Consider the following 26,537-nt stretch of genomic DNA (forward strand, 5'->3'; position numbering starts at 1 on the left):
TCTCTCGATGAAAGGCGAGGGGTCAGTGCCGATGCTGGCGCGTTACGCCGGCGTCGAATTGCGCGACGATCTGCTGCCAGCCGGCGCTTTGCAGCGCGGCGTCAGTCAGGTCGGCGGGCGCCTTGAGGTCGGCGGCTCGGTTGAGCCAGATGTCGGGGCCGTCTTCGTTCGCGCTCAGGCGCATCAGAAACGAGCCCGCCACAGTGGGCGACTGGCTGTGCCCGAAGTACGCGTTGGCGTTGAGCAGTTGCCAGGCATGGCCACCCCGGCTGATGGAGCTGGCGTCCTGTGCGAACGGCGCAAAACCCTCGTCGGCGAGGGTTTCAGGCGTTGGCACGGTTTGCTGTTCCTGTTGCAGCAGGCGGATTTCGTCCAGCGTGACTCGCAGATCGGCGTAGATGCCTTGTTCGGACGCGCTGAGGTCGCGGCGGGCATCCAGTTGATGATTGCTGATGCGGGTGGTGTCCTGGGACTCGTGGCGCCAGGCAACCACGGAACCGGTAACCGCCAGGATCAGCAGGCACAACAGCAGCACATTGAGGGTTTCATGACCGGCCCCGGCCGGGCGCACGATTTGCGTGGTGGGTCTGCTCATGGTGCCTGGATGTCCGCTTGGTCGATCTCGACGACGTGACCGGGACCTGCGTCGAACAACACATAGAACTCGGCGCCTGGTTTCTTGAAGGTCAGTTTCGAGTCTTCACCGAGCTTGCCCGGCACCAGGATCGTTTCGTCATAGCCGATCACATCCAGGGTTACCCCCGGAGCGCCGCTGCCGTCGGAGAAGCCGCCGGTACACTGGATCTGCTCGGCGTCGATGGCCTTGCACTCACACATCGGGTTGTGTGCCAGGGCGCTGGCGCTGAAACCGGCGCACAGCACCAGCAGGGCGACGTGGAATGGGCGAATGGCGTTGATCATGGTTTGCCTCCTTGTTTGTTCAGCCACGCAATGGTGGCCGGAGATGCCTGGCTCAGGGGGACGGATGCCTGGTGCATCGAACCGTCCCAACCTTCCATCGTGATCCACAGTTCGTCAGTGGCCTTGGTCTTTTCCGGAATGGGCAGCATGGCGCCCATGCGATAGGGCGCGCCGAAGAAAATCACCCCGGCGGCGCGCAGGCTGCGCGGTTTGCCGATGCGCAGGTAAGTGGCCTTGACCTGGTCGCGGCAGCTGTCGCACAGCGCGGCATTGAAAGCCTTCATGTAGCCGGCTGGATCGGGGCGCGGTGCTTCGTTGCGAAACTCGGCCAATCGCAGGCTCCATGGGCCGACCTGCACTTCACCGACTTCGCGCTCGCCCAGGCCGGTGTCACCGCGAAACAACGCAACTTCGGAAAAATACTTGGGCATGAAGCCCAGCGGTATCAGCAGCAGCAGAACGTTGATGTGGAAGCGCCACTTTTGCCAGAAACGGCTGAGTGCGGAGCCCGGTTTTTCAGCGGTAAACAGGCTCATTGGCTCACCTCCGCGGTGCTATGGCCAGCCACCGGGGCGACCTCGAGGTTGCGTGGGCGTTTTTTCTCGCGCTTGAGAGCGTTGGCGGTGGCCAGTGCGGTACGTTTGGTCCAGATCAGCAGGCCGCTGAGGACCATCATGCTCAGCAGCAGGCCGAAGAAGAACCAGATCAGCTTGATCCACAGCCCACCGAAATCACCGGTGTGCAGCGGCCGCATCGACTCGGTCACCAGTTCCAGGCCCGAGCGGTCGGACAGCAGGCGGGTCACGGCGACATCGCCGGTATACGGATTGACCTCGGCGGTCTGGTAAATCAACGGATACCAGCTGCGCCCCCCCACGGACAGGTAGCTGTAGGCATTGGCGGGCAGTTGGACAAAGCTGTCGTCGAGGCCGGGAATGCGTTCCTTGACCTCCTGGATCGCCGATTCCAGGCTGATCATCGGCGCTGGCGAGCCATTGGTGGTGAGCGGCACGCTTTCACGTGGCACCACCGGCGCGACCGGAGCGGTGGAAATCGAGATCTGGTTGTCGTAAAGGAACGCTTCGATCATGAACCAGGTACCGGTCACGGAAATGGTCGCGATGAACCAGATGGACCAGATGCCGCTCAGACGGTGGAAGTCCCCCCAGAAAATCCGCGCGCCGTGGCGCAGGCGCAGGGTCGGACGCAGGAAACCTTTCCAGAACTTCTTGTACACCACCAGCCCGGTGATCAACGACACCAGCATCGGCAATCCGAGGAAGGACACCAGGTACCAGCCCCAGCTGTAGCCATTGGTGAACGGCACCAGCCACCAGCCATGCAGGGCGCGGGTAAAGGCCTGGAAGTTGAACTCCGGCGCGACGCCCTGGATCACCCCGCTGTACGGATTGACGTAGACCGTCACGCTGCGACCGTCGGGGTAGGTGACGCGGGCATCGAGGGCAAAATGCGACTCGTCCGGCCGGCTGATGGACTGCACCAGCGTGTTCGGCTCGGCCTTCTTCATTTCGGCGAGAATCTGGTCATACGTCAGTAGCGGCGCATCGTCCGTTGGCTGGGTCGCCCTCATTTCGGGGTTGGCCAGCCAGACGATTTCCTGGCTGACCACAGCCAATGTGCCGGTGACACAGACGATCAGTACGAAAAACCAAATCGGCAGGGCCAGCCAGCTATGGACCAGAAACCAGAGTTTTGAACGGGATTTCTTCGACATGGTGGAGGTCTTGTATGAGATGAGAGGGCCCCTGCTGCGGGCTTCCCAGCGTGAGGTCCATGAAAAGTGCGGTCGTGGCTTTTGCCTACGCGAGCCGACTACATCTATATAAGACGGATGAGAATTCAAAACCCCGAAGCAAATATGAAAGTAAATGTTTCTTATTCTGGGAAATGGCAAAAATTGTGGGATGAGTCTGTGGGAGCGGGCTTGCCCGCGATTGCGGAGTGTCAGTCAAATAATCATTGCCTGGCTCTCCGCTATCGCGGGCAAGCCCGCTCCCACAGTTATCTGAGTGGTGGTTTGAGAGGCGCCCCAGCATCATCCCTGCTCAAACATCTCCCTGGCCCGCTGCTCAATCTCCTCCTGACTCAAGTCCTCCTTGCGCGTGGCCAAAAACCACAAATGCCCGAACGGATCCTTCAGCGTGCCGGACCGATCGCCATAGAACTGATCCTTGACCTCGGACACCAGCGTGCCGCCTGCCGCAATCGCCTGCTTGAAAGAGGCGTCGACGTCGTCGACATACAGATGCAGCCCTACGGATGGCGAGGCGTCCGGATTACTCAACGGTCCTTGATCACACGGCGTACCGAGCATGATCGGACAATGGCCGATGCGCAGCTCGGCGTGGCCAACGCCGCCATCCGGCATGGCCAGGCGCATGATTTCGACGGCACCGAAGGCTTTTTTGTAGAAATCGATGGCTTCGGCGGCTTTTTGGATGCCCAGGTACGGCGTAATGCCGGGATATCCGTCTGGAATGGGTTTGACGTTCATGTCCGTCTCCCTGTTGTTGTCGGTAAGGTGTTGCGTCGCCGGTTGACTATAGGTCAACCGGCCTGGCGACCAGGGAGCCCCCGACCAACCGCAGCGCCACTGTTCGGCAATCAACAGTGAAGCAACAGAGTGTTCGGCGGGTGCCTGTTCAAACCCTTCGATATCGCCTCAACCACCCGCCAATACGGGCTTCGGCCGTCAGGCACAGAAGCTGCAATGTTCTCGGTAAACACCGGTACCGAGAGACACCCATGCCTGAATCTGCCGTTTATCCGATCAACCCGCCTGCCGCCCACCGCATCGCCGATGAGGCCGAAGCCCTGCGTGTGGCCGAGCGCGTCGCCGCCGTACTATTGGAGCAGGACGCCGAACGCGACCGTACCCGGCAAGTGCCAGCCGAGGTCGTCGACCTGTACTCCAACAGCGGCTTGTGGGCCATCAGCGTGCCCAGGGCGTTTGGCGGTGCGCAGGTGTCCTACGCGGTGCTGGCGCAAGTCATCGCGATCATCTCGGCGGCCGATCCGTCCCTGGGGCAGATTCCGCAAAACCATTATTGCCTGCTCGAAGACATCCGCCTGCAGGGCACCCCGGAGCAGCAGGCCCATTTCTTTGGCCTGGCGTTGCAAGGCCACCGCTTTGCAAACGCTCTGTCGGAGACCGGTGGCAAGAACGTGCAGGACATTCAGGCCACCATCCGCCGGTATGGCGACGGTCACGTCATCAATGGACGCAAGGGCTACTGCACTGGATCGCTCTACGCGCACTGGCTGGCGGTGCTGGCGTTGGATGAAGAGCAGAAGGGCCAGTTGTCATTTGTGCCGCGAGGTACGCCGGGGTTGGTGATCGTCGATGACTGGGACAGCATCGGCCAGCGCACCACCTCCAGCGGCACGGTGCTGGCCGAAGACCTTCACGTCCCGGCGTTTAATGTGTTCCCCACTTACCGATCCTACGAGAGCCCGACCCTGGCCGGGCCGTTCGCGCAATTGACCACCGCTGCCATCGACGCCGGCATCGCCCGTGCGGCGTTGCGGGACACCCTTGCCTTCGTGCGCGAGTTCGCCCGTCCGTGGATCGATGCGGGCGTGGACAAGGCCAGCGAAGACCCGCTGACCATCATTCAGATCGGCGCATTGGATATCCGCCTGGAAGCCGCCGAAGCCTTGCTCGAGCGTGCCGGTTGGGCGCTGGATGCCGCGCGCTCGGCACCCGATGAAGACAATGTGGCCCAGGCGTCCCTCGCCGTCGCCAGGGCCAAGGTGCTGACCACGGAAATCGCCATCGAGGCCAGTAACAAACTGTTCGAGCTTGGCGGCACACGCTCCACCCTGAAAAAGCACAACTTCGATCGTCACTGGCGCAATGCCCGGGTCCACACCTTGCACGATCCGGTGCGCTGGAAGTACCTCGTGGTCGGCAACTGGCTGCTCAATGGCGTGAAACCGCCGCGCCACGACTGGTCGTGATCATGGGCGAACTGTTCAAGAACATTTATTGGGCGGACATCGGCCAGGCCTGCCTCGACACCTTGACCATGCTCGGTGCCGCCCTCGGTTTTACCGTGCTGCTGGGGTTGCCGTTGGGCGTGGTGCTGTTCATTACCGGCAAGCGTCAGTTGCACGAAGCGCCGGGTGTGTATCGGGTGCTGTCGGTGCTGGTGAACATGCTGCGCTCGTTGCCCTTCATCATTTTGTTGATTGTGCTGATTCCCCTGACGACGCTGCTGGTGGGCACTTCGCTGGGTGTACCGGGAACCATTCCGCCGTTGGTGGTTGGCTGCACGCCGTTCTTCGCGCGGCTGGTGGAAACCGCGTTGCGCGAAGTCGATCGCGGCGTGGTGGAGGCCACCCAGGCCATGGGCGGCAGTACCTGGCAGATCATCCGTCACACCCTGCTGCCGGAAGCCCGGGGCGGGTTGCTCGCGGCGGTTACCGTCACCGCCATCGTGCTGGTGGACTACACGGCGATGGCCGGGGTGATCGGCGGCGGTGGCCTGGGCGACCTGGCAATCCGCTACGGCTATCAACGCTTTCAGACAGACGTGATGGTGGTCACCGTGGTGCTCCTGTTGATCCTGGTCCAGGCCCTGCAGATGACCGGTGACCGCCTGGTGGCGCGCTACAGCCGACGCTGAAGAGGCGATGGCTTGGTTTCAACAACCTTAATGAAAACAATCAGGCCCCACGTCCACCCCACGACGGCCACCTTATCTGCCTAGGAGTGCAACATGAAAAAGACCCTGGCCATTCTGGCTGCCCTTGTGTCGCTCGGCGTTCACGCCAACGAAAAACTCACCGTCGGTGCCACCCCGGTGCCCCACGCCGAGATCCTCGAGTTCGTCAAACCGACCCTGGCCAAGGAAGGCGTGGACTTGAACATCAAGGTGTTCACCGACTTCATCCAGCCCAACCAGCAGTTGGCGTTGAAGAACCTCGACGCCAACTACTACCAGTACCGGCCGTTCCTCGATGACTACAACAAGACCCGGCATACCGACCTGGTGCCCGTGGTCGGTGTACACATCGAGCCATTTGGCGCCTATTCGACCAGAATCAAGAACATCGCCGAGCTCAAGGATGGCGCCAGCGTCTCGATCCCCAACGACCCGGTGAACACCGGCCGTGCCCTGGTGCTGTTGCACGAAGCCGGCTTGATCAAACTCAAGGACCCGAGCAATACGCTGGCGACCCAGCGCGACATCATCGAAAACCCCAAGCACCTGAAAATCCGTGAACTGGAAGGTGCATTGCTGGCGCGCTCGGTCAGCCAGGTGGACCTGGCGTTCGTTTTCGCCAACTACGCGCTGGAAGCCGGGATCGACACCAACAGCGCGTTGATTGTCGAGAAGGGCAAGAGCCTGTACATCGAATTCCTCGTGGCCCGACCGGACAACATCAACGACCCGGGTTTGCAGAAACTGGCCAAGGCGCTGAATTCCGATGAAGTGCGGCAGTTCATCCTGACCCGGTACAAGGGACAGATTGCGCCGGGGTTCTGATCTTCGTTGTCTGATCTGACGCTATCGCGGGCAAGCCCGCTCCTACAGGGGATCTATCCACTGTAGGAGCGGGCTTGCCCGCGATGGCCGCCCCCTATTCAGGATCAACCCCCGATTCCAGGAGCTGCGCCCCAACTCCACGCTCCCCCAACACATCACCCAAATTGCGCAACGGACACGCCTCCATCGACAAACACCCACACCCGATACAGCCATTGAGCTTGTCGCGCAGCAGGGCCAGTTGGTTGATCCGCTCATCCAGCTCCCGGCTCCACTGCGCCGACAACACCTGCCAGTCCGCCGCCGTCGGTGCTCGGTTGTCAGGCAGCGATTTCAACGCCGTGCCTATTTCCGCCAAGGGAATGCCCAGGCGCTGCGCCACCTTGATCAGCGCTACCCGGCGCAGCACTTCTCGGGGATAACGGCGTTGGTTGCCCTGGTTGCGGTTGCTCCTGATCAGCCCCTTGGACTCATAAAAATGCAGCGCCGTAACCGCAACACCACTGCGCGCGGCGAGTTGACCGACAGTGAGTTCCTTGTGCGCCTGTTCTGGGGTGAGCATCGAAATTGCCTCTTGACCTCGACTTAACTAGAGGTTTTACCCTGCAGGCCTTCGGATCGCAAGATTCGGCTTACACGTCAGTGGGGAATCTTCATGCAAGCACCAGAGAAAAATCGCAGCTTCACCCAGTTGATCGAATTTGAGATCGAACCCCATCAGCAACCGGCGCTGGTGTCGGCGCTCTCTAGCCAGACTGAACGCCTGGCCCAGGGCTACAGCGGTTTTCTGAGTGCGAGTATTCAGGCCAGCGAGGACGGCCGGCGTGTGCTCAGTTACCTGCAATGGCAAACGCGTGAAGCGGGAGAAGCCGCGTTCCAGAGTTTTGAAAGCGGCGAGCAGGATTTCTGGCAACTGATTCGCGCGCATCAGGCAAAAACCGTGACGTTCGGCTCGTTCCAGGTGTTGCACAGCCTGGAACGTAGCCAGGACGACGCGCTGCACTGCAACCTGGTGGGCTAAATCGACAGGTGCATCAACCGCTCACCCTGAACGTTTTCCGTCGGCCGACGTTTGTTCACCGCCAATTCGCCAATTTTGATCAGGCGGGTGCGTGTGACGTTGCGGCTCAGGCCCAGAAGTGCAGCGGTGTGCACCTGGTTGTAGTGGCTGAAACGGTAGGCGGCTCGCAGCAAGGCGTCCTCGACTTTTTCGTGCAGGGCACCGGCCTGTACTTCGAAGAGTTTCTGAAAAGCCCGTTCGAGCAGGGCCTCCGGTGAATCGTGAGGGTGACCTTGGCCATCATCCTGACGCTCGATGCGCATGTGCGACAGGCGCAGGTCATCCCGTTCGATCACGCCGTTACGGCAGATCAGCAGGGTGTGGTGAATCACGTTTTCCAGTTCGCGGATGTTGCCTGGCCAACTGTAGCTGCGCAGTTTCAGCTCGGCTTCCTTGCTGATGGTGATGGTGCCGTAGCCCAGGCGCTGGCTGTAGGCGTCGACGAAGTGCCGGGTCAGCGGCAGGATGTCGCCCGGACGGTCGCGCAGCGGGCTCAACTCCAGGCTGACCACGTCGAGGCGGTAATACAGGTCTTCACGGAAATGTCCGGCGTTGATGGCTTTTTCCAGCTGCACGTTGGTCGCCGCCAGTACGCGCACGTTGATCGGGATGCTCTTGCGTGAACCCAGGCGTACCACCTCGCGCTCCTGCAATACCCGCAGCAACTTGACCTGGATCGCCATCGGCAAATCGCCGATTTCGTCCAGGAACAACGTGCCGCCGTCGGCTTCTTCAAACCAGCCGGCCTTGGCGCTCAAGGCCCCGGTGAAGGCGCCTTTCTCGTGGCCGAACAGCTCGGCCTCGACCAGGGACTCGGAAAACGCGCCGCAGTTGACCGCCACGAACGGACGGTTGCGTCGGGCGCTGAGGTTGTGGATATGCCGTGCTACCAGTTCCTTGCCGGTGCCGGTTTCGCCGATGATCAACACGCTGGCTTCACTGGGGGCGACTTGTTGCAGATGCGCCAGCAGTGCCTGGGATTTAGGGTCTTCGAAGACTTGGGCCGTGGCACGGATCGAGGTGGCCAGAGCGGGCGAGGGTGGTAAGGTCAGCAGTTGCATGGGGGCACGCTCCATGTAGGCAATTTATGAATAGAAAGTCGGAATCGGCAGGGCCTGGTTGAGCGCCCAGTCGCCCAGTTCGTGGAGTTTGTAATCCACCGGGTCATGCAGGGTTTGCGTGCGCAAATTGCGCCAGTGGCGGTCCAGGCGCAGCGAGGCGTGGGTCGAGCGGGCGCCGGTGACTTCGAACAGCCGGCTGCACAGTTCCAGGCCGTTGCGGGTGGCGGCGACCTTGGCCGTGGCGATGGCCGTGGCCAGGTGTCCACGTTCTTCTGCGCTGAGGGCGGGCCCTTTCGCCCAGGCTTTGTCGAGCAGTTCAGTGGCGCGCTCCACCAGCAAGCGAACGCTCTCGAGCGCTACCCAGAACTCGCCGTAATGGCCCAGCACGTAAGGGTCCTGTCGCACATCCTGGGTATTGGATTTGTGCCACGCACGGGTTTCGGTGAGGGTGTATTGGCGCGCTTCCGCGAAGGCGCCTTCGGCGATGCCGAGAAACATATGGGTAAATGTCAGTTGTGCGATTAACGGCCGCAGGCAGGCAAATGGCGTGCTCAATGGGCCCGGGTCCAGTAACAGTTCCGATTCCTCGACCCGCACTCGTTCGAACGATGCGCTGCCGCTGTCGGTCTGGCGCTGGCCCATGTTGTTCCAGTCGTTGTGCAGGGTGATGCCGCTGCGGCCGCTGGGGATGGCCGCGATCAAGAGCTTGCCGCCAGCGTTTTCATCCACCGCCGAGGCGATCAGCATCTGTGAATCGCTGGCGCCGGAGCAGAAGCTTTTCTTGCCGGAAAACTCGCGCCAGCCGCCGAGGTCCTTGACCACGGTACGGGTGTCCAGTGGGTTGAGGGCGTTACCCCAGAACCAGTTCTTGCGTGCCGTCTGTTCAAACCAGGGCTGCCATTGTTCGGGCCGCGAGAACAGGCGCACGGTGGCGAGCATCAGGTGGTGGAAACCGAAGACGTGGGCAATCGAACTGTCGACCTTGGCGAACTCACGCACGATGGTCAGGGTTTCACTCCAGCTCGCGCCGAGGCCGCCGTACTGGGTGGGAATGCTCAGGGCCAGCAGGCCGCTGTCGCGCAAGGCGTCGCGTTCGGCTTTCGGCGTGCCACCACGCTCATCGCGCTCGACAGCCGTCAGGGCAAAATCGGCGGCCAGGCGGCGGGCGGTTTGCAGGGGGGAAATCAGAGCGCTTTGCGGCTTGGCGGTCACGCGGGGTTCCTCTTTGAAGTCGGCACATGCCCTCCTGTGGGAGCGAGCAAGCCCGCTCCCACACAAGGGACCTGCAGGTCAGGCAGTGGCTTTGGCAGGCAAAACATCATTGGCGATCATTTCGCCAAACGGCCCGGTGAGGTTGGTGACCCCGCGCCCAGCCAGGCTCGCGTAGGGTTCGGGCAACAATGGGAATACCAGTTCGGCAAAGCGATAGGCTTCTTCAAGGTGCGGGTAGCCGGAGAAGATGAAGCTCTCGATCCCCAGGTCGGCGTATTCCTTGATGCGGGCCGCCACTTGTTGCGGGTCGCCCACCAGCGCCGTCCCGGCGCCACCGCGCACCAGGCCGACGCCGGCCCACAGGTTGGGCGAGATTTCCAGGTTGTCTCGCCGGCCATCATGCAGGGCGGCCATGCGCCGCTGGCCTTCGGAGTCGAAACGCGAAAACGACTTCTGCGCCGCCGCGATGGTTTCGTCGCTGATGTGTTCGATCAGTTTGTCCGCGGCCTTCCAGGCTTCTGCGGCGGTCTCGCGGACAATCACGTGCAAGCGAATGCCGAACTTCACCGTGCGCCCGTGACGCGCCGCTCGCTCACGCACATCGGCGAGCTTCTGTGCCACGGCGGCCGGCGGTTCACCCCAGGTCAGGTAGACATCGACCTGTTCGGCCGCCAGGTCGTGGGCGGCGTCGGACGAGCCACCGAAATACAGCGGCGGGTAGGGCTTCTGCACGGGCGGATACAGTGCTTTGGCGTTCTGCACCTGCAAATGCTTGCCCTCGAAATCCACCGCTTCGCCTTGCAGCACGCGGCGCCAGATCCTGAGGAATTCGTCGGTGACTTCGTAGCGTTCGCTGTGATCCAGGAAAATCCCGTCGCCCCGGTTTTCGTCAGGGTCACCGCCGGTGACCACGTTGATCAGCAAACGGCCGCCCGACAGGCGATCCAGCGTCGCCGCCATGCGCGCCGACACGGTCGGTGAAATGATCCCCGGTCGGATCGCCACCAGGTAACGCAGGCGTTCGGTCAACGGCACCAGGGCTGAGGCGATCACCCACGAATCCTCGCAGGAGCGCCCGGTGGGGATCAGCACGCCGTGGTAGCCGAGGCTGTCGGCGGCCTGAGCCACTTGTTTCAGATAATTGAGGGTGACCGGGCGTGCGCCCTGGGTAGTGCCCAGGTAATGGCCATCGCCGTGGGTCGGCAGAAACCAGAAAACATCCATGAACAGATCCTTATGCGATTTTCAGCAGATTGTTGGGGTGCACGCCGAACAACGGCGCAGCGCGCTCAGCAGCAAGGCGAATGCGGGCCTTCAAGGGCTCACTGGTTATTTGGTAATTGGCGAAATCGGCTTCGGTGGCGTAGACACCAATCGGCAGGGTCAGGGCCTGGAAGAAACTGAACAGCGGACGCAACTGGTGATCGAGCACCAACGCATGGCGCTCGCTGCCTCCCGTGGCAGCGAGCAGCACTGGCGTGTTGACCAGTGCATTGAGGTCGATCAGATCGAACAGGTGCTTGAGCAGGCCAGGGTAAGAACCCCGATAGACCGGTGCAGCGACAATCAGCAGGTCGGCGGTCTCGATGGCGTGCAACTGGGCCTCGACGCTGGCTTCCAGTTCCTGGCGCGACAGCGCCGCGCCCAATGGTCGGGCGATGTCGCCCAGCTCGATCAGTGTGCTTTCGATCGGCAATTGCTCGGCCAGCTCGCGCAGCAGTGCCTGGGTCAGCACCAGGGTGCGCGAAGGACGCCAGGTTCCGCCGGAAAGGGCGACGACTTTCAATGGACGCGACATCATCAGTTCCTTTTTAAACAGTTGCTCAGTGAGCAGTGAGTAGTCACTGGGCTTGAGCAAGAGCTGTACCAGTCCACCCAACCCCAGGTTTTCCGGGGCTTGCAGCGTGACGACTGGGCAGCGCTGTAGGTGTTTCAAGACTGTTTGTTGAATGACTGTTGCCTGGCGAACAGTTGCGTGGGCAACAGTGGGATCAGGTGATGGGGTTGTTATAAAGCCAGATTGTTATTCCGCAAAATACTATAAAATAATATTTATAGATCTTTATCGAATATTCAATGGGTGCGCACGGGGGCATTAGAAAAACTCGATAGCCACTATCGAAAGCGTTGATTTCTGCCGGCCGGAGGGCGCGAGTAGCCTGTGTTCATTGCCCCGAACCCAGATGCCAGGACGCCCAATCATGAAAGCCTTACTCACCACTGCCGTGCTGCTCGCCGCCTCCGTCCTCGCCGGATGCGCCACCCATGTCTCCCCGGAACTGCGTCCCTACACCGACGAAGAAACGCGAGAACTGGCGATGGAAGCGTTGAATCGTCGGGGCCTTTCGTTCGACGAATACCATGCTAAAAAAGCCGAATTGCTCGGCCAGCCACAGAAAACCTTCGGTTACGACAAGCAGGGTGAAATGAGCGCTGGACGTGCTGTCCAATTGCATGGTCGTCCAAGCTGAGCCACTGTACTGCTCGAACTTTCACGCAACTGTCCATGGGTTTCCCGGCAGGCGTGCGATAGGGTCAATACCTGACCGACCCTGGACTGCCACCGATGACGCTCTCGCTCGACCTGCTGGTGGGCTTCGCCCTGTTTGCTCTCGTGACCTCGATCACGCCCGGCCCGAACAACACGATGTTGCTGGCATCCGGCGTGAACTTCGGCTTTAACCGAACTATCCCGCATATACTTGGCATTACCTGCGGCTTCTTTGTGCTGGTGGTGGCGGTCGGATTCGGCCTGGGGGCAGTGTTTCAAACCTATCCGTTGCTCTACACCGTTTTGCGTTATGTCGGCGCGGCGTATTTGCTGTACCTGGCGTGGAAGATCGCCCACTCGGGGCCGGTCTCCGACAGTGAGAGCGGCCAGGGAAAACCGATCAGCTACCTCGGTGCGGCTGCCTTTCAGTGGGTCAACCCCAAAGCCTGGATCATGGCCATCGGCGCCATCAGCACTTACACGCCGATGCAGGGCTATTTCACTAATGTCATCGTGATCGCAGCCGTTTTCGCCATCATCAACCTGCCCAGCGTCGGCGTCTGGGCGGCGTGTGGCACGCTATTGCGCAACGTGCTCAAGGATCGTCGCTGGTTGCGCCTGTTCAACTGGGGCATGGCCGCGCTGCTGGTGGTCTCGTTGTATCCGTTACTGCTCGAAAGCTTTAGCTGACGCATTGCTTCAACCCGTTGCCCGATGCCTGTTAAGCTCGCCTTCAGGAGCGTTCCAACGCACTTTCAAATGAAGTCGTCCTCTTCAACGCATCCGATCAGGCCGCGCCGGTGGACAGATTCCCGGCCACTGATCCCGGAACAAGCTCTGCGAGTCTCTTATGAATAAACGCCCGCTGTATTTCGACTACGCCGCCACCACGCCGGTGGATGAGCGAGTCATTCAGGTGATGGTCGAGTGTCTTGGCTTTGCCGGCAATTTCGGCAACCCGGCGTCCAGCTCCCATGCGTTCGGTCGCGAGGCGCGGCAAACGGTCGAGCAGGCGCGCCGGCAAGTCGCTGATCTGGTCGGCGCCCTGGCATCGCAGATTGTCTGGACGTCCGGTGCCACCGAATCCAACAACCTCGCCCTCAAGGGCGTGGCCCAGGCCCGAGGCGTGTCCGGCGGTCACATAATAACCAGCCAGATTGAACACAAGGCCATTCTCGATACGGCCAGACAGTTGCAGGACAGCGGCGTTGTCGTGACCTACCTGGTGCCGGACGCGCAGGGCCTGATTACGGCCCAGGCTGTCAGCGAAGCGATGCGCGAGGACACCTTCCTGGTGTCGCTGATGCTGGTCAATAACGAGTTGGGCACAGTCAATGACATCGCTGCCATCGGTGAAGTCGTACGCGCCCGTGGGGCCTTGTTCCATGTCGACGCCGCTCAGGGCGCGGGGAAAGTGGCAATAGACCTGGCGAAGCTGCCGGTAGACCTGATGTCCTTCTCGGCGCATAAACTCTACGGCCCCAAAGGCATCGGCGCGCTGTATGTCGGGCCGCGGGCCCAGCAGCGATTGCAGGCGCAGATCCATGGCGGGGGCCATGAAGGTGGTTTGCGTTCCGGTACGCTGGCCACCCATCAAATTGCCGCCATGGGCGTAGCCTTCGCACTGGCGGCGCAGGTGTTCGATGAAGAAAAAGCCACCATCGTGCGTCTGCGCCAGCGTCTGCTCGATGGCTTATCGAGCCTGCCGGGGGTGAGCGTCAATGGCAGCCCGACCCAGCGCATTCCCCATACCCTGAGCCTGACCTTCTCCGAGGGCGAGTTCAATTCCACGGCGTTGAGCACCTCGATTGCGTTTTCGGCGACCTCGGCCTGCAACTCCGCGAGCAACACGCCTTCCCACGTGCTGTTGGCCCTGGGGCATGACGCCCGTTCGGCGAGCCGTACCGTGCGTTTGAGCCTGGGCCGATTCACCACCGAGCAGGATATCGACCAGGCGGTGCAACTGATTAAAGCCAACTGCGCCAGTGCTCCGGCATTCTGGGCAACGTGATACTAAAGTGCCGGCCTGACCGGCACTCAACAATGAGTGGTTAGCAGGAGACATGATGAGTACGCAGCCTTCGATCAACGGTTCGGTGCCCCAGCGCCTGGCGCAGACCCGCGAGCTGATGAGCCGGGAGGGCATTCATGCCCTGTTGGTGCCGTCGGCCGACCCGCACCTGTCGGAATACCTGCCCGGCTACTGGCAGGGGCGGCAATGGTTGTCGGGCTTCCACGGTTCGGTCGGTACATTGATCGTCACGCCGGATTTCGCCGGAGTATGGGCCGACAGCCGCTATTGGGAACAGGCGACCAAGGAACTCAAGGGCAGCGGCATTGAACTGGTCAAGCTGCAACCGGGCCAACCGAGCCCGCTGGACTGGCTGGCCGAGCAAACCCCGGAAGGCGGTGTGGTTGCCGTGGACGGTGCAGTGATGGCGGTGGCGTCGGCGCGGACCCTGGGTGGCAAGCTCGAAGAGCGCGGCGCGCGCCTGCGTACCGACCTTGATCTGCTCGATCAGGTCTGGGGCGATCGCCCGGAACTGCCGAACGAGCCGATTTATCAGCACCTTCCTCCACAAGCGACCGTCAGCCGTGGCGAGAAACTCGCCAGCCTGCGCGAAACACTGAATGCGCGGGGTGCCGATTGGCATTTCATCGCCACCCTCGACGACATCGCCTGGCTCTTCAACCTGCGCGGCGGCGACGTGTCGTTCAACCCGGTATTCGTGTCCTTTGCACTCATCAGCCAGCAACAGGCGATGCTGTTCGTGGCCTTGAGCAAGGTCAGCGCTGAGCTGCGCGCAGTGCTCGAGCAGGATGGCATCACCCTGCGCGACTACAGCGAAGTGGCCGAGGCCCTGCGCGCGGTGCCGGATGGCGCCAGCCTGCTGGTGGATCCGGCACGTGTCACGGCCGGGCTGCTGGATAACCTGGGCAGCGGCGTGAAACTGGTCGAAGGCTTGAACCCGACGACTTTGGCCAAATCGCAGAAAAGCCTGGACGACGCCGCGCACATTCGCCGCGCGATGGAGCAGGATGGCGCGGCGCTGTGCGAATTCTTCGCCTGGCTGGAATCGGCCTGGGGCCGTGAGCGCATCACCGAACTGACCATTGACGAACACCTGACCGCTGCACGCGCCAGGCGTCCGGACTACGTGTCGCTGAGCTTCAACACCATTGCCGCGTTCAACGCCAATGGCGCCATGCCGCATTACCACGCGACCGAAGAAGAGCATGCGGTGATCGAAGGCGACGGCCTGTTGCTGATCGACTCCGGCGGCCAATACCTGGGTGGCACCACAGACATTACGCGGATGGTGCCGGTCGGCACGCCGACCGCAGAGCAGAAGGGCGATTGCACCCGCGTCCTCAAGGGCGTGATTGCCCTGTCTCGCGCGCGCTTTCCTCGCGGGATTCTGTCGCCGCTGCTGGACGCCATCGCCCGTGCACCCATCTGGGCGGACAACGTCGACTACGGTCACGGCACCGGTCATGGCGTGGGGTATTTCCTTAATGTCCACGAAGGGCCACAAGTGATTGCCTACCAGGCCGTGGCGGCGCCGCAGACTGCCATGCAGCCAGGCATGATCACGTCCATCGAGCCGGGCACTTATCGTCCTGGCCGCTGGGGTGTGCGTATCGAGAACCTGGCGATGAACCGCGAGGCAGGTAAGAGCGAGTTCGGCGAGTTCCTCAAGTTCGAAACCCTCACCTTGTGCCCGATCGACACCCGCTGCCTGGAACCGTCGTTGCTGACGGCCGAGGAAAAACAATGGCTCAACGACTATCACGCGCAGGTGCGCGAGCGTTTGAGCCCGCTGGTCGATGGTGCAGCACTCCAGTGGTTGAACACGCGCACGGCGGCTATCTGATCGGCTTGAATTCGGGCGCTGCCTGCAGCGCCTGGCTCATGTAGTCGACAAAGGCCTTGACCCTGGCGGATTGGCGACGATTCGCCGGGGACACCGCGTGTATCGGCAGCGACTGCGCAACGTAGTCAGACAGAATCGCCATCACTCGACCTGCCTTCAGGTCTTCGCTGAATAGCCAGACCGGCGACAGCGCAATCCCCAACCCTGCCAACACCATCTCGCGGATTGCCTCCGAATTGTTGCTTTGGGCGTTGCCCTTGATTCGTACTTCGTGGCGTCGTCCCGCTTTTTCGTACACCCACAGGTTTTGACTGTTCAGCAGGTTGAATTGCAGGCAGTTGTGCGCGCTCAAGTCCTGCGGTGCTTGCGGTCGGCCGTGTTGCTGCAGGTAAGCGGGCGCGGCGACGGTCACGCGGTGGGTGAAGCCAATGTGCCGGGCGATCAGGCTGCTGTCGTTCAATTCGCCGATTCTGAACGTCACATCCAGGCCTTCGCTGATCAGGTCCTGATTCTGATCGTTCAATTGCAGGTCGATGTCCAGACCAGGGTGTTGTCGCAGGAATTGTGCAAGGCGCGGGGCGATCTGTAATCGACCGAAACTCACCGAGGAGCCGATGCGCAAATGACCGGCGATGCTCTCCCGTCCGGATTGGAAACTGAGCTCGGCCGTCTCCACCGCCGCGAGGATGTTTCGGCATTCGTTGTAGTAACGCTGACCTTCATCGGTCAGGGAAAGCTGGCGGGTGCTGCGAGCAATCAGCTTGCCGCCCAATTCGCTCTCCAGTGCGCGCAGCACTTTGCTGACGGTCGGCTGGCTGGTTTGCAGCTCCCGAGCGACCGCCGAAAAGCTGCCACGTTCGACGACCCGGACGAAGATCGCCATTGCGTTGAGTTTGTCCACGGAGATTCTCATTCATGCCAAATGGGCATGATCACTATAGCTATATAGCGTCTTATCGGCATGAGCCGGTGGGACGATGATTTATCCCGCAGCCACCTCTGATGGGAGTAAACGAAATGACTGACTCACTTGAAATGCGCGCTCTGATTGTCGACTCGGCCATGGCCCCCTTACGCTTGGTGTCCGTGCCCCGGCCGAGCCTGCAAGCGGGCCAGGTACTGGTGCGGATCAAGGCCAGCGGGGTCAATCCTCTGGACGGAAAAATCCGTGCCGGCCAGGCAGCCCACGCCCGCCAGCCGTTACCAGCGATTGTGGGCATGGATCTGGCAGGCGTTGTTGAGGCTGTGGGTGAGAGCGTCAGCGCATGGCAACCGGGCGATGAAGTTTATGCAATGGCTACGGGGATTGGCGGCGCACAAGGGTCGTTAGCCGAATACGCTGCCGTCGACGCGCGATTGCTGGCTGCCAAGCCAGGCAATTTGAACATGCGTGAAGCAGCGGGATTGCCGCTGGTATTGATTACAGCCTGGGAAGGGCTGGTGGATCGGGCAAGGGTGCGCGCAGGTCACAAAGTGTTGATTCACGGCGGTGCCGGCGGTGTGGGGCACGTTGCGATACAGATTGCCCGAGCGTTTGGTGCTGAAGTCTTCGCCACGGGGTCTGCGCGGCATCAGGCAATTATCGAAGACCTGGGCGCGACGTTCATAGATCGGCATATCCCGATCGAGGCATATGTGGCACAACACACTGCCGGGGAGGGCTTCGATATCGTCTACGACACGGTGGGCGGTGAAGTTCTGGACGCATCATTCAAGGCGGCCAGGGTTTATCACGGTCATGTGGTCAGTTGCCTCGGATGGGGGCAACACAGTCTGGCTCCGCTGTCGTTTCGCGGGGCAACGTATTCCGGGGTGTTTACCTTGCTGCCGCTGCTCACTGGCGTAGGGCGCGAGCAGCACGGGCAGATTCTTCGCCAGGCGGCGCAGTTGATCGAGGCGGGCGAGCTCAAGCCATTGATGGATCCGCGCACCTTCACGCTGGAGAATGCCGAATCCGCCCATGAGCTGCTGAAGTCGGGAGCAGCCGAGGGGCGGTTGGTCATCGAGGTCTAACGCAAGGCTTCGATGACGAAGTCCAGGCGATCCTGGCCGAAGTACAACTGGTTATCGACGAACATGCTTGGTGCACCGAACACGCCACGAGCCACGGCCTGCTCGGTATTGGCCTTCAGCGCCGTCTTCACCTCTTCATCGGCAGTCAAGGCCAGCACTTCAGTGGGGTCGAAGCCGTTCTGCGTCAGCACGGCGGCGACCGTCGCCGGATCGTCAAGGCTACGCGCTTCGACCCAGAGTGCGTGGAACAGGCACTCGATGAACGCCTGAAAACGTTGCGGATGGCGCAGTTGCATGCCCGTGACGGCGCGCATCAGCATCAGGGTATTGATGGGGAAGTTCGGGTTGTATCTCAGGGGTACGCCATATCGTTGGGCATAACGGTCCAGGTCCTGGAACATGTAGCGACCCTTGGCCGGAATGGTTGCCGGGGATGCATTGCCCGTGGCCTTGAATACACCGCCGAGCAGCATCGGAATGTAGAGCAAATGGCTGTCGGTCTGCGCGCAGATTTTCGGAAGCTGGGTGTAGGCGAGGTAGGTGGCAGGGCTGCCGAGGTCGAAGTAGAACTCCACGGTTTTGCTCATGATCGGTGCGCTCCTTGTTATTGTTTGGGGGAGGCTTACCAGCGTTCGTTCCAGGGACGCAGGTCCAGCTCGAAAGTCCAGGCGTCGCGAGGTTGGCTGTGCAGGAACCAATAGTTGTCGGCGATGTGCTCGGGGTCGAGGACGCCGTCCTGATCCTTGGTGGCGTACTTTTCGGGGAAATTGTCGCGAATGAAATCGGTGTCGATGGCACCATCGACGACCACATGGGCCACATGGATGTTCATCGGGCCCAGCTCGCGCGCCATGCTCTGGGCCAGTGCGCGGATGCCATGCTTGGCACCGGCGAAGGCTGCGAAACCGGCGGCTCCGCGTAAACCAGCGGTCGCACCGGTAAACAGGATCGTGCCCCGTTGGCGCTTGACCATGCGCAAGGCGACTTCACGGGCATTGAGGAAGCCGGAGAAGCAGGCCATTTCCCAGATCTTGAAGTACTTGCGTGCGGTCTCTTCGAGGATGCTGCATGGCACATTGGCGCCGATATTGAACACGAACGCTTCGATGGGGCCGAGCTGGCTTTCGATCTGCTCGATCAGCGCCACCACATCCTCTTCCTTGCGCGCATCGCAGGCAAAACCGTGGGCTTGCCCACCGGCAAGGTTGATGGCATCTACCAAGGGTTGGAGCTTGTCGGCGCTGCGCCGGGTCACGCAGGCGATGAAGCCTTCCCGCGCGAATCGCCGGGCGATTGCGCCGCCCGTGGCATCCCCCGCCCCCACTACCAGAACGACTTTGCTGTTATCCATGCTCGACCCCATCGCTGAACGATCGTTGATGCAACGGACGTTATGCCGGGGATCGGACGGGCGTCAAGACGGTGAAACGGACAGACGACCGGCCTTTATTTGCAGATGACAATCATGCTGCGGCTGGTGTAGCCGGCAGGGTTGAGACCGAACGGATAGTCGCCGGGCTCCTCCACGCCATCCCCTGACTTGGCGATGACCTTGTAGCTCTTCGGCGCGCATGAGTTGGCGGCACTGGCGTAGCACTTGTCCCACGACGACGACAACCCGGAGCAGTTGATATGCAAACCTTTCTTGCCACGTTTGGTGTGGGTTTCCGCCGTCGCCGCGCAGCCTGCAATTGCAAGCACGGCGATCAGTATCAAAATACGTTTCATTGCTGTCCTTAAAGCGTCCCGGATCTTCGTGCCCGGGTCTGGCAGTAATCGCTTTCGCTGAAGCGTCGCTGATGTCCCTATCCTGAAAAGTCCATGTTTGAGATTAAGTGCGGGCTAAACATGGCCTAAATGAGCGGCAAATACCAGAGTTTCATCATTTGCGTGTCAGTCTGCCGCGATTGCGGGCTTGGCACTGCTGCCCATGGTCAGGGTCGCGCCAACCGAAGCTGAAATGATGCACATGATCGCCATCCATTGTGACAGGGTGAGGTACTCCTGAAGGAACAGGAGGCCGGACAGTGCGCCGAACGCCGGTTCGATACTCATCAGCGTGCCAAACGTGCGGGTTGGCAACCGGGTAAGGGCAATCATTTCCAGGGTGTAGGGCAGGGCCGTGGAGAGGAGGGCGACACCGATGGCCACGGGAATCAATGAAGGCGTCAGCAGGGCACTGCCAGCATGGGCGATGCCAAAAGGTGTGACAACCAGTGCGGCGATCATCACCCCCAGCGCGGCAGTCTGTACGCCGTTGTCATTGCCGGCCTTCTGCCCGAAAAGAATGTACAAGGCCCAGCAGACTCCCGCCGCCAGTGCGTAGCCTGCGCCGAGCGGGTCGATACTTGAGGTCGTTGCACCTGTCGGTATGAGCAGCATCAACCCGATCGCTGCGAGAGCGACCCACAAAAAATCGATTGCGCGGCGCGAAGCATAGATGGCGACTGCCAACGGGCCTGTGAACTCCAGCGCGACGGCAATACCCAGTGGCACTGTGCGCAGAGACATATAGAAGAGGAGGTTCATGCCGCCCAACGCTATTCCGTAGACGATGACGGTGCGCATGGATTTCGCGGTGAGTTTTGCACGCCAGGGGCGCAGCAGCGCGATCATGATCAAACTGGCGAAGATCAGTCGCAACGTGGTGGTGCCTTGGGCGCCGGCTATGGGAAACATGCTTTTGGCCAGGGAGGCGCCGGATTGGATCGACGCCATGGCTATCAACAGCAGGCCGACCGGGAATAAGGTCGAAGCAAGGCTTCGGGGTTGTTCATTCATTATGAGAAATCGTCCAGGGCAGAAATCAAAAAGCTGATTGTCGATTGAGCAATATACTGCGCACTCTCCAGGCGCGCATCTATATATAGAGGGATTTCAGGTTTTTTGATAGAAAAGCTAAATTAGATGTTGACGGCAGATTTCAGAAGTCTATAATTCGCCCCACTTCCGGCGCAGTCGAAACGGAAAACTCCTTGGTAAACAACGAGTTACGCGGTTTTCGACGGTGTTCAGCTTCAGGTCATCGAAGCCTGGAAGGAGTCGGTCAAGCAGCAAGTTGTCGCTTGATGGACGGTTCGATCTTCTCGGTCGAAAGCGGTGAAAAAGAGGTGTTGACAGCAGCGTGTAACGCTGTAGAATTCGCCTCCCGCTGACGAGGGATCGGAAGCGCAAGTGGTTGAAGTTGCAGAGGAAACTTTGAAAACTTCTTAAAATAACCGCTTGACAGATACGCCAGGCGCTGTAAAATGCGCGCCTCGGTTGAGACGAAAGCTCTTAACCAACCGCTCTTTAACAACTGAATCAAGCAATTCGTGTGGGTGCTTGTGGAGTCAGACTGCTAGTCAACAGATTATCAGCATCACGAGTTACTCCGCGAGAAATCAAAGATGTAACCAACGATTGCTGAGCCAAGTTTAGGGTTTTCTCAAAACCCAAAGATGTTTGAACTGAAGAGTTTGATCATGGCTCAGATTGAACGCTGGCGGCAGGCCTAACACATGCAAGTCGAGCGGTAGAGAGAAGCTTGCTTCTCTTGAGAGCGGCGGACGGGTGAGTAATGCCTAGGAATCTGCCTGGTAGTGGGGGATAACGTCCGGAAACGGACGCTAATACCGCATACGTCCTACGGGAGAAAGCAGGGGACCTTCGGGCCTTGCGCTATCAGATGAGCCTAGGTCGGATTAGCTAGTTGGTGAGGTAATGGCTCACCAAGGCGACGATCCGTAACTGGTCTGAGAGGATGATCAGTCACACTGGAACTGAGACACGGTCCAGACTCCTACGGGAGGCAGCAGTGGGGAATATTGGACAATGGGCGAAAGCCTGATCCAGCCATGCCGCGTGTGTGAAGAAGGTCTTCGGATTGTAAAGCACTTTAAGTTGGGAGGAAGGGTTGTAGATTAATACTCTGCAATTTTGACGTTACCGACAGAATAAGCACCGGCTAACTCTGTGCCAGCAGCCGCGGTAATACAGAGGGTGCAAGCGTTAATCGGAATTACTGGGCGTAAAGCGCGCGTAGGTGGTTTGTTAAGTTGGATGTGAAAGCCCCGGGCTCAACCTGGGAACTGCATTCAAAACTGACAAGCTAGAGTATGGTAGAGGGTGGTGGAATTTCCTGTGTAGCGGTGAAATGCGTAGATATAGGAAGGAACACCAGTGGCGAAGGCGACCACCTGGACTGATACTGACACTGAGGTGCGAAAGCGTGGGGAGCAAACAGGATTAGATACCCTGGTAGTCCACGCCGTAAACGATGTCAACTAGCCGTTGGGGACCTTGAGTCTTTAGTGGCGCAGCTAACGCATTAAGTTGACCGCCTGGGGAGTACGGCCGCAAGGTTAAAACTCAAATGAATTGACGGGGGCCCGCACAAGCGGTGGAGCATGTGGTTTAATTCGAAGCAACGCGAAGAACCTTACCAGGCCTTGACATCCAATGAACTTTCCAGAGATGGATTGGTGCCTTCGGGAACATTGAGACAGGTGCTGCATGGCTGTCGTCAGCTCGTGTCGTGAGATGTTGGGTTAAGTCCCGTAACGAGCGCAACCCTTGTCCTTAGTTACCAGCACGTTATGGTGGGCACTCTAAGGAGACTGCCGGTGACAAACCGGAGGAAGGTGGGGATGACGTCAAGTCATCATGGCCCTTACGGCCTGGGCTACACACGTGCTACAATGGTCGGTACAGAGGGTTGCCAAGCCGCGAGGTGGAGCTAATCCCACAAAACCGATCGTAGTCCGGATCGCAGTCTGCAACTCGACTGCGTGAAGTCGGAATCGCTAGTAATCGCGAATCAGAATGTCGCGGTGAATACGTTCCCGGGCCTTGTACACACCGCCCGTCACACCATGGGAGTGGGTTGCACCAGAAGTAGCTAGTCTAACCTTCGGGAGGACGGTTACCACGGTGTGATTCATGACTGGGGTGAAGTCGTAACAAGGTAGCCGTAGGGGAACCTGCGGCTGGATCACCTCCTTAATCGACGACTCAGCTGCTCCATGAGCTCCCACACGAATTGCTTGATTCATTGAAGAAGACGAAAGAAGCAGCCCGAAATTGGGTCTGTAGCTCAGTTGGTTAGAGCGCACCCCTGATAAGGGTGAGGTCGGCAGTTCGAATCTGCCCAGACCCACCAATTTTGTGTGGGAAACGCCTGTAGAAATACGGGGCCATAGCTCAGCTGGGAGAGCGCCTGCCTTGCACGCAGGAGGTCAACGGTTCGATCCCGTTTGGCTCCACCACTACTGCTTCTGTTTGTAAAAGCTTAGAAATGAGCATTCCATCGAACTGATGATGAATGTTGATTTCTAGTCTTTGACTAGTTCGTTCTTTAAAAATTTGGGTATGTGATAGAAAGATAGACTGGACGTTACTTTCACTGGTAACGGATCAGGCTAAGGTAAAATTTGTGAGTGACTCTTAAGAGTTTTGCGAATTTTCGGCGAATGTCGTCTTCACAGTATAACCAGATTGCTTGGGGTTATATGGTCAAGTGAAGAAGCGCATACGGTGGATGCCTTGGCAGTCAGAGGCGATGAAAGACGTGGTAGCCTGCGAAAAGCTTCGGGGAGTCGGCAAACAGACTTTGATCCGGAGATGTCTGAATGGGGGAACCCAGCCATCATAAGATGGTTATCTTAAGCTGAATACATAGGCTTAAGAGGCGAACCAGGGGAACTGAAACATCTAAGTACCCTGAGGAAAAGAAATCAACCGAGATTCCCTTAGTAGTGGCGAGCGAACGGGGACTAGCCCTTAAGTGGCTTTGAGATTAGCGGAACGCTCTGGAAAGTGCGGCCATAGTGGGTGATAGCCCTGTACGCGAAAGTCTCTTAGTCATGAAATCGAGTAGGACGGAGCACGAGAAACTTTGTCTGAATATGGGGGGACCATCCTCCAAGGCTAAATACTACTGACTGACCGATAGTGAACTAGTACCGTGAGGGAAAGGCGAAAAGAACCCCGGAGAGGGGAGTGAAATAGATCCTGAAACCGTATGCGTACAAGCAGTGGGAGCAGACTTTGTTCTGTGACTGCGTACCTTTTGTATAATGGGTCAGCGACTTATATTCAGTGGCGAGCTTAACCGAATAGGGGAGGCGTAGCGAAAGCGAGTCTTAATAGGGCGTTTAGTCGCTGGGTATAGACCCGAAACCGGGCGATCTATCCATGGGCAGGTTGAAGGTTAGGTAACACTGACTGGAGGACCGAACCGACTACCGTTGAAAAGTTAGCGGATGACCTGTGGATCGGAGTGAAAGGCTAATCAAGCTCGGAGATAGCTGGTTCTCCTCGAAAGCTATTTAGGTAGCGCCTCATGTATCACTGTAGGGGGTAGAGCACTGTTTCGGCTAGGGGGTCATCCCGACTTACCAAACCGATGCAAACTCCGAATACCTACAAGTGCCGAGCATGGGAGACACACGGCGGGTGCTAACGTCCGTCGTGAAAAGGGAAACAACCCAGACCGTCAGCTAAGGTCCCAAAGTTATGGTTAAGTGGGAAACGATGTGGGAAGGCTTAGACAGCTAGGAGGTTGGCTTAGAAGCAGCCACCCTTTAAAGAAAGCGTAATAGCTCACTAGTCGAGTCGGCCTGCGCGGAAGATGTAACGGGGCTCAAACCATACACCGAAGCTACGGGTATCATCTTCGGATGATGCGGTAGAGGAGCGTTCTGTAAGCCTGTGAAGGTGAGTTGAGAAGCTTGCTGGAGGTATCAGAAGTGCGAATGCTGACATGAGTAACGACAATGGGTGTGAAAAACACCCACGCCGAAAGACCAAGGTTTCCTGCGCAACGTTAATCGACGCAGGGTTAGTCGGTCCCTAAGGCGAGGCTGAAAAGCGTAGTCGATGGAAAACAGGTTAATATTCCTGTACTTCTGGTTATTGCGATGGAGGGACGGAGAAGGCTAGGCCAGCTTGGCGTTGGTTGTCCAAGTTTAAGGTGGTAGGCTGGAATCTTAGGTAAATCCGGGATTCTAAGGCCGAGAGCTGATGACGAGTGTTCTTTTAGAACACGAAGTGGTTGATGCCATGCTTCCAAGAAAAGCTTCTAAGCTTCAGGTAACCAGGAACCGTACCCCAAACCGACACAGGTGGTTGGGTAGAGAATACCAAGGCGCTTGAGAGAACTCGGGTGAAGGAACTAGGCAAAATGGCACCGTAACTTCGGGAGAAGGTGCGCCGGTGAGGGTGAAGGACTTGCTCCGTAAGCCCATGCCGGTCGAAGATACCAGGCCGCTGCGACTGTTTATTAAAAACACAGCACTCTGCAAACACGAAAGTGGACGTATAGGGTGTGACGCCTGCCCGGTGCCGGAAGGTTAATTGATGGGGTTAGCTAACGCGAAGCTCTTGATCGAAGCCCCGGTAAACGGCGGCCGTAACTATAACGGTCCTAAGGTAGCGAAATTCCTTGTCGGGTAAGTTCCGACCTGCACGAATGGCGTAACGATGGCGGCGCTGTCTCCACCCGAGACTCAGTGAAATTGAAATCGCTGTGAAGATGCAGTGTATCCGCGGCTAGACGGAAAGACCCCGTGAACCTTTACTATAGCTTTGCACTGGACTTTGAATTTGCTTGTGTAGGATAGGTGGGAGGCTTTGAAGCGTGGACGCCAGTTCGCGTGGAGCCATCCTTGAAATACCACCCTGGCAACTTTGAGGTTCTAACTCAGGTCCGTTATCCGGATCGAGGACAGTGTATGGTGGGTAGTTTGACTGGGGCGGTCTCCTCCTAAAGAGTAACGGAGGAGTACGAAGGTGCGCTCAGACCGGTCGGAAATCGGTCGTAGAGTATAAAGGCAAAAGCGCGCTTGACTGCGAGACAGACACGTCGAGCAGGTACGAAAGTAGGTCTTAGTGATCCGGTGGTTCTGTATGGAAGGGCCATCGCTCAACGGATAAAAGGTACTCCGGGGATAACAGGCTGATACCGCCCAAGAGTTCATATCGACGGCGGTGTTTGGCACCTCGATGTCGGCTCATCACATCCTGGGGCTGAAGCCGGTCCCAAGGGTATGGCTGTTCGCCATTTAAAGTGGTACGCGAGCTGGGTTTAGAACGTCGTGAGACAGTTCGGTCCCTATCTGCCGTGGACGTTTGAGATTTGAGAGGGGCTGCTCCTAGTACGAGAGGACCGGAGTGGACGAACCTCTGGTGTTCCGGTTGTCACGCCAGTGGCATTGCCGGGTAGCTATGTTCGGGAAAGATAACCGCTGAAAGCATCTAAGCGGGAAACTTGCCTCAAGATGAGATCTCACTGGAACCTTGAGTTCCCTGAAGGGCCGTCGAAGACTACGACGTTGATAGGTTGGGTGTGTAAGCGCTGTGAGGCGTTGAGCTAACCAATACTAATTGCCCGTGAGGCTTGACCATATAACA

At 59.1% G+C, this 26,537-nt stretch carries 24 protein-coding genes, 2 tRNA genes and 2 rRNA genes; 13 read left to right on the plus strand and 15 right to left on the minus strand.

All coding sequences use genetic code 11. The features are described 5' to 3' along the window. Positions 1–22 precede the first annotated feature (22 nt). The 5 genes from AB4N33_RS00825 to AB4N33_RS00845 form a co-directional block, all read right to left on the minus strand. Positions 23–595 (minus strand): DUF6162 family protein, encoded by a 573-nt coding sequence (locus AB4N33_RS00825; protein WP_476456171.1) that lies wholly within the window; start codon positions 593–595, stop codon positions 23–25. Continuing rightward, positions 592–921: a hypothetical protein gene (locus AB4N33_RS00830; RefSeq protein WP_460122186.1), complete on the minus strand. Its 330-nt coding sequence runs from the start codon at positions 919–921 to the stop codon at positions 592–594. The genes AB4N33_RS00825 and AB4N33_RS00830 overlap by 4 nt, the downstream gene beginning before the upstream one ends. Then, the gene (locus AB4N33_RS00835) at positions 918–1,457 is read right to left on the minus strand and encodes a thiamine pyrophosphate-binding protein (RefSeq protein WP_476456172.1); all 540 of its coding nucleotides are present in this window, start codon (positions 1,455–1,457) and stop codon (positions 918–920) included. Before AB4N33_RS00835 ends, AB4N33_RS00830 begins: the two co-directional genes overlap by 4 nt. Beyond that, positions 1,454–2,656 carry a PepSY-associated TM helix domain-containing protein gene (locus AB4N33_RS00840; RefSeq protein ID WP_476456173.1) on the minus strand — a complete coding sequence of 401 codons (1,203 nt, stop codon included), beginning with the start codon at positions 2,654–2,656 and terminating at the stop codon, positions 1,454–1,456. Before AB4N33_RS00840 ends, AB4N33_RS00835 begins: the two co-directional genes overlap by 4 nt. Before the next feature lie 321 nt (positions 2,657–2,977). Next, complete coding sequence (locus AB4N33_RS00845) at positions 2,978–3,436, minus strand: VOC family protein (RefSeq protein WP_460122191.1); 459 nt, start codon at positions 3,434–3,436, stop codon at positions 2,978–2,980. A 251-nt stretch (positions 3,437–3,687) separates the two neighbouring features. Here AB4N33_RS00845 and AB4N33_RS00850 point away from each other — a divergent pair, with 251 nt between their 5' ends. From AB4N33_RS00850 to AB4N33_RS00860, 3 genes are all read left to right on the plus strand, one after another. Beyond that, on the plus strand, positions 3,688–4,902 hold the full coding sequence (locus AB4N33_RS00850) for an SfnB family sulfur acquisition oxidoreductase (protein ID WP_476456174.1): 1,215 nt from the start codon (positions 3,688–3,690) through the stop codon (positions 4,900–4,902). A 2-nt stretch (positions 4,903–4,904) separates the two neighbouring features. Next, on the plus strand, positions 4,905–5,570 hold the full coding sequence (locus tag AB4N33_RS00855) for a methionine ABC transporter permease (protein WP_476456175.1): 666 nt from the start codon (positions 4,905–4,907) through the stop codon (positions 5,568–5,570). 93 nt (positions 5,571–5,663) lie between these two features. Further along, positions 5,664–6,434, plus strand: a complete 771-nt coding sequence (locus tag AB4N33_RS00860) for a MetQ/NlpA family ABC transporter substrate-binding protein (RefSeq protein ID WP_460122196.1) — start codon at positions 5,664–5,666, stop codon at positions 6,432–6,434. 94 nt (positions 6,435–6,528) lie between these two features. Here AB4N33_RS00860 and soxR read toward each other — a convergent pair whose 3' ends face one another. Continuing rightward, positions 6,529–6,996: a redox-sensitive transcriptional activator SoxR gene (gene soxR / locus AB4N33_RS00865; RefSeq protein ID WP_460122198.1), complete on the minus strand. Its 468-nt coding sequence runs from the start codon at positions 6,994–6,996 to the stop codon at positions 6,529–6,531. Positions 6,997–7,089: 93 nt separating this feature from the next. Here soxR and AB4N33_RS00870 point away from each other — a divergent pair, with 93 nt between their 5' ends. Then, entirely contained in the window at positions 7,090–7,455 is a 366-nt protein-coding gene (locus tag AB4N33_RS00870) for an antibiotic biosynthesis monooxygenase (RefSeq protein ID WP_476456176.1), read from the plus strand. Here AB4N33_RS00870 and AB4N33_RS00875 read toward each other — a convergent pair. The 4 genes from AB4N33_RS00875 to msuE all read right to left on the minus strand — a co-directional run bounded on the left by AB4N33_RS00875 (position 7,452) and on the right by msuE (position 11,565). Then, on the minus strand, positions 7,452–8,555 hold the full coding sequence (locus tag AB4N33_RS00875) for a sigma-54 interaction domain-containing protein (protein ID WP_460122203.1): 1,104 nt from the start codon (positions 8,553–8,555) through the stop codon (positions 7,452–7,454). The genes AB4N33_RS00870 and AB4N33_RS00875 overlap by 4 nt on opposite strands. 24 nt (positions 8,556–8,579) lie before the next feature. Continuing rightward, positions 8,580–9,767 carry an acyl-CoA dehydrogenase family protein gene (locus tag AB4N33_RS00880; protein WP_476456177.1) on the minus strand — a complete coding sequence of 396 codons (1,188 nt, stop codon included), beginning with the start codon at positions 9,765–9,767 and terminating at the stop codon, positions 8,580–8,582. Positions 9,768–9,845: 78 nt separating this feature from the next. Next, positions 9,846–10,991, minus strand: coding sequence for an FMNH2-dependent alkanesulfonate monooxygenase (gene ssuD, locus AB4N33_RS00885; RefSeq protein WP_476456178.1), 1,146 nt, complete (start codon positions 10,989–10,991; stop codon positions 9,846–9,848). A 10-nt stretch (positions 10,992–11,001) separates the two neighbouring features. Continuing rightward, positions 11,002–11,565, minus strand: a complete 564-nt coding sequence (gene msuE / locus AB4N33_RS00890) for an FMN reductase (protein ID WP_460126592.1) — start codon at positions 11,563–11,565, stop codon at positions 11,002–11,004. A 403-nt stretch (positions 11,566–11,968) separates the two neighbouring features. Between msuE and AB4N33_RS00895 the strand changes: the two genes are divergently transcribed. The 4 genes from AB4N33_RS00895 (at position 11,969) to AB4N33_RS00910 (ending at position 16,133) form a co-directional block, all read left to right on the plus strand. Next, positions 11,969–12,238, plus strand: coding sequence for a hypothetical protein (locus tag AB4N33_RS00895; RefSeq protein WP_460141177.1), 270 nt, complete (start codon positions 11,969–11,971; stop codon positions 12,236–12,238). A 95-nt stretch (positions 12,239–12,333) separates the two neighbouring features. Continuing rightward, complete coding sequence (locus AB4N33_RS00900) at positions 12,334–12,948, plus strand: LysE family translocator (protein ID WP_476456179.1); 615 nt, start codon at positions 12,334–12,336, stop codon at positions 12,946–12,948. 160 nt (positions 12,949–13,108) lie between these two features. Beyond that, complete coding sequence (locus tag AB4N33_RS00905) at positions 13,109–14,269, plus strand: cysteine desulfurase family protein (protein ID WP_476456180.1); 1,161 nt, start codon at positions 13,109–13,111, stop codon at positions 14,267–14,269. Between the two features lie 55 nt (positions 14,270–14,324). Beyond that, positions 14,325–16,133 (plus strand): aminopeptidase P family protein, encoded by a 1,809-nt coding sequence (locus tag AB4N33_RS00910; RefSeq protein ID WP_476456181.1) that lies wholly within the window; start codon positions 14,325–14,327, stop codon positions 16,131–16,133. Here AB4N33_RS00910 and AB4N33_RS00915 read toward each other — a convergent pair. Further along, positions 16,126–17,046 (minus strand): LysR family transcriptional regulator, encoded by a 921-nt coding sequence (locus tag AB4N33_RS00915; RefSeq protein WP_476456182.1) that lies wholly within the window; start codon positions 17,044–17,046, stop codon positions 16,126–16,128. The two genes, AB4N33_RS00910 and AB4N33_RS00915, sit on opposite strands and share 8 nt — an antisense overlap. Positions 17,047–17,150: 104 nt before the next feature. On the opposite strand from AB4N33_RS00915, the gene AB4N33_RS00920 reads away from it, so the two are divergent. Then, a complete protein-coding gene (locus AB4N33_RS00920) occupies positions 17,151–18,146 on the plus strand; it encodes a zinc-dependent alcohol dehydrogenase family protein (RefSeq protein WP_476456183.1) in 996 nt (331 codons plus the stop codon). Here AB4N33_RS00920 and AB4N33_RS00925 read toward each other — a convergent pair. From AB4N33_RS00925 to rhtA, 4 genes are all read right to left on the minus strand, one after another. Continuing rightward, positions 18,143–18,733 carry a 2-hydroxychromene-2-carboxylate isomerase gene (locus AB4N33_RS00925; protein WP_476456184.1) on the minus strand — a complete coding sequence of 197 codons (591 nt, stop codon included), beginning with the start codon at positions 18,731–18,733 and terminating at the stop codon, positions 18,143–18,145. The two genes, AB4N33_RS00920 and AB4N33_RS00925, sit on opposite strands and share 4 nt — an antisense overlap. Positions 18,734–18,768: 35 nt before the next feature. Continuing rightward, on the minus strand, positions 18,769–19,497 hold the full coding sequence (locus AB4N33_RS00930; RefSeq protein ID WP_476456185.1) for an SDR family oxidoreductase: 729 nt from the start codon (positions 19,495–19,497) through the stop codon (positions 18,769–18,771). A gap of 95 nt (positions 19,498–19,592) precedes the next feature. Further along, positions 19,593–19,874 (minus strand): hypothetical protein, encoded by a 282-nt coding sequence (locus AB4N33_RS00935; RefSeq protein ID WP_460122219.1) that lies wholly within the window; start codon positions 19,872–19,874, stop codon positions 19,593–19,595. 165 nt (positions 19,875–20,039) lie between these two features. Further along, complete coding sequence (rhtA, locus tag AB4N33_RS00940) at positions 20,040–20,927, minus strand: threonine/homoserine exporter RhtA (RefSeq protein ID WP_476456186.1); 888 nt, start codon at positions 20,925–20,927, stop codon at positions 20,040–20,042. Between the two features lie 665 nt (positions 20,928–21,592). On the opposite strand from rhtA, the gene AB4N33_RS00945 reads away from it, so the two are divergent. The 4 genes from AB4N33_RS00945 to AB4N33_RS00960 all read left to right on the plus strand — a co-directional run bounded on the left by AB4N33_RS00945 (position 21,593) and on the right by AB4N33_RS00960 (position 26,531). Next, positions 21,593–23,129, plus strand: a 16S ribosomal RNA gene (locus tag AB4N33_RS00945). 80 nt (positions 23,130–23,209) lie between these two features. Beyond that, positions 23,210–23,286, plus strand: a tRNA-Ile gene (locus AB4N33_RS00950). A gap of 30 nt (positions 23,287–23,316) precedes the next feature. Further along, positions 23,317–23,392: transfer RNA gene (locus tag AB4N33_RS00955), tRNA-Ala, on the plus strand. A gap of 245 nt (positions 23,393–23,637) precedes the next feature. Beyond that, a 23S ribosomal RNA gene (locus tag AB4N33_RS00960) occupies positions 23,638–26,531 on the plus strand. Together the 16S and 23S rRNA genes with 2 tRNA genes alongside form the textbook arrangement of a ribosomal RNA operon. Positions 26,532–26,537 lie beyond the last annotated feature (6 nt).

The organism is Pseudomonas sp. S1_E05 (assembly GCF_056337105.1).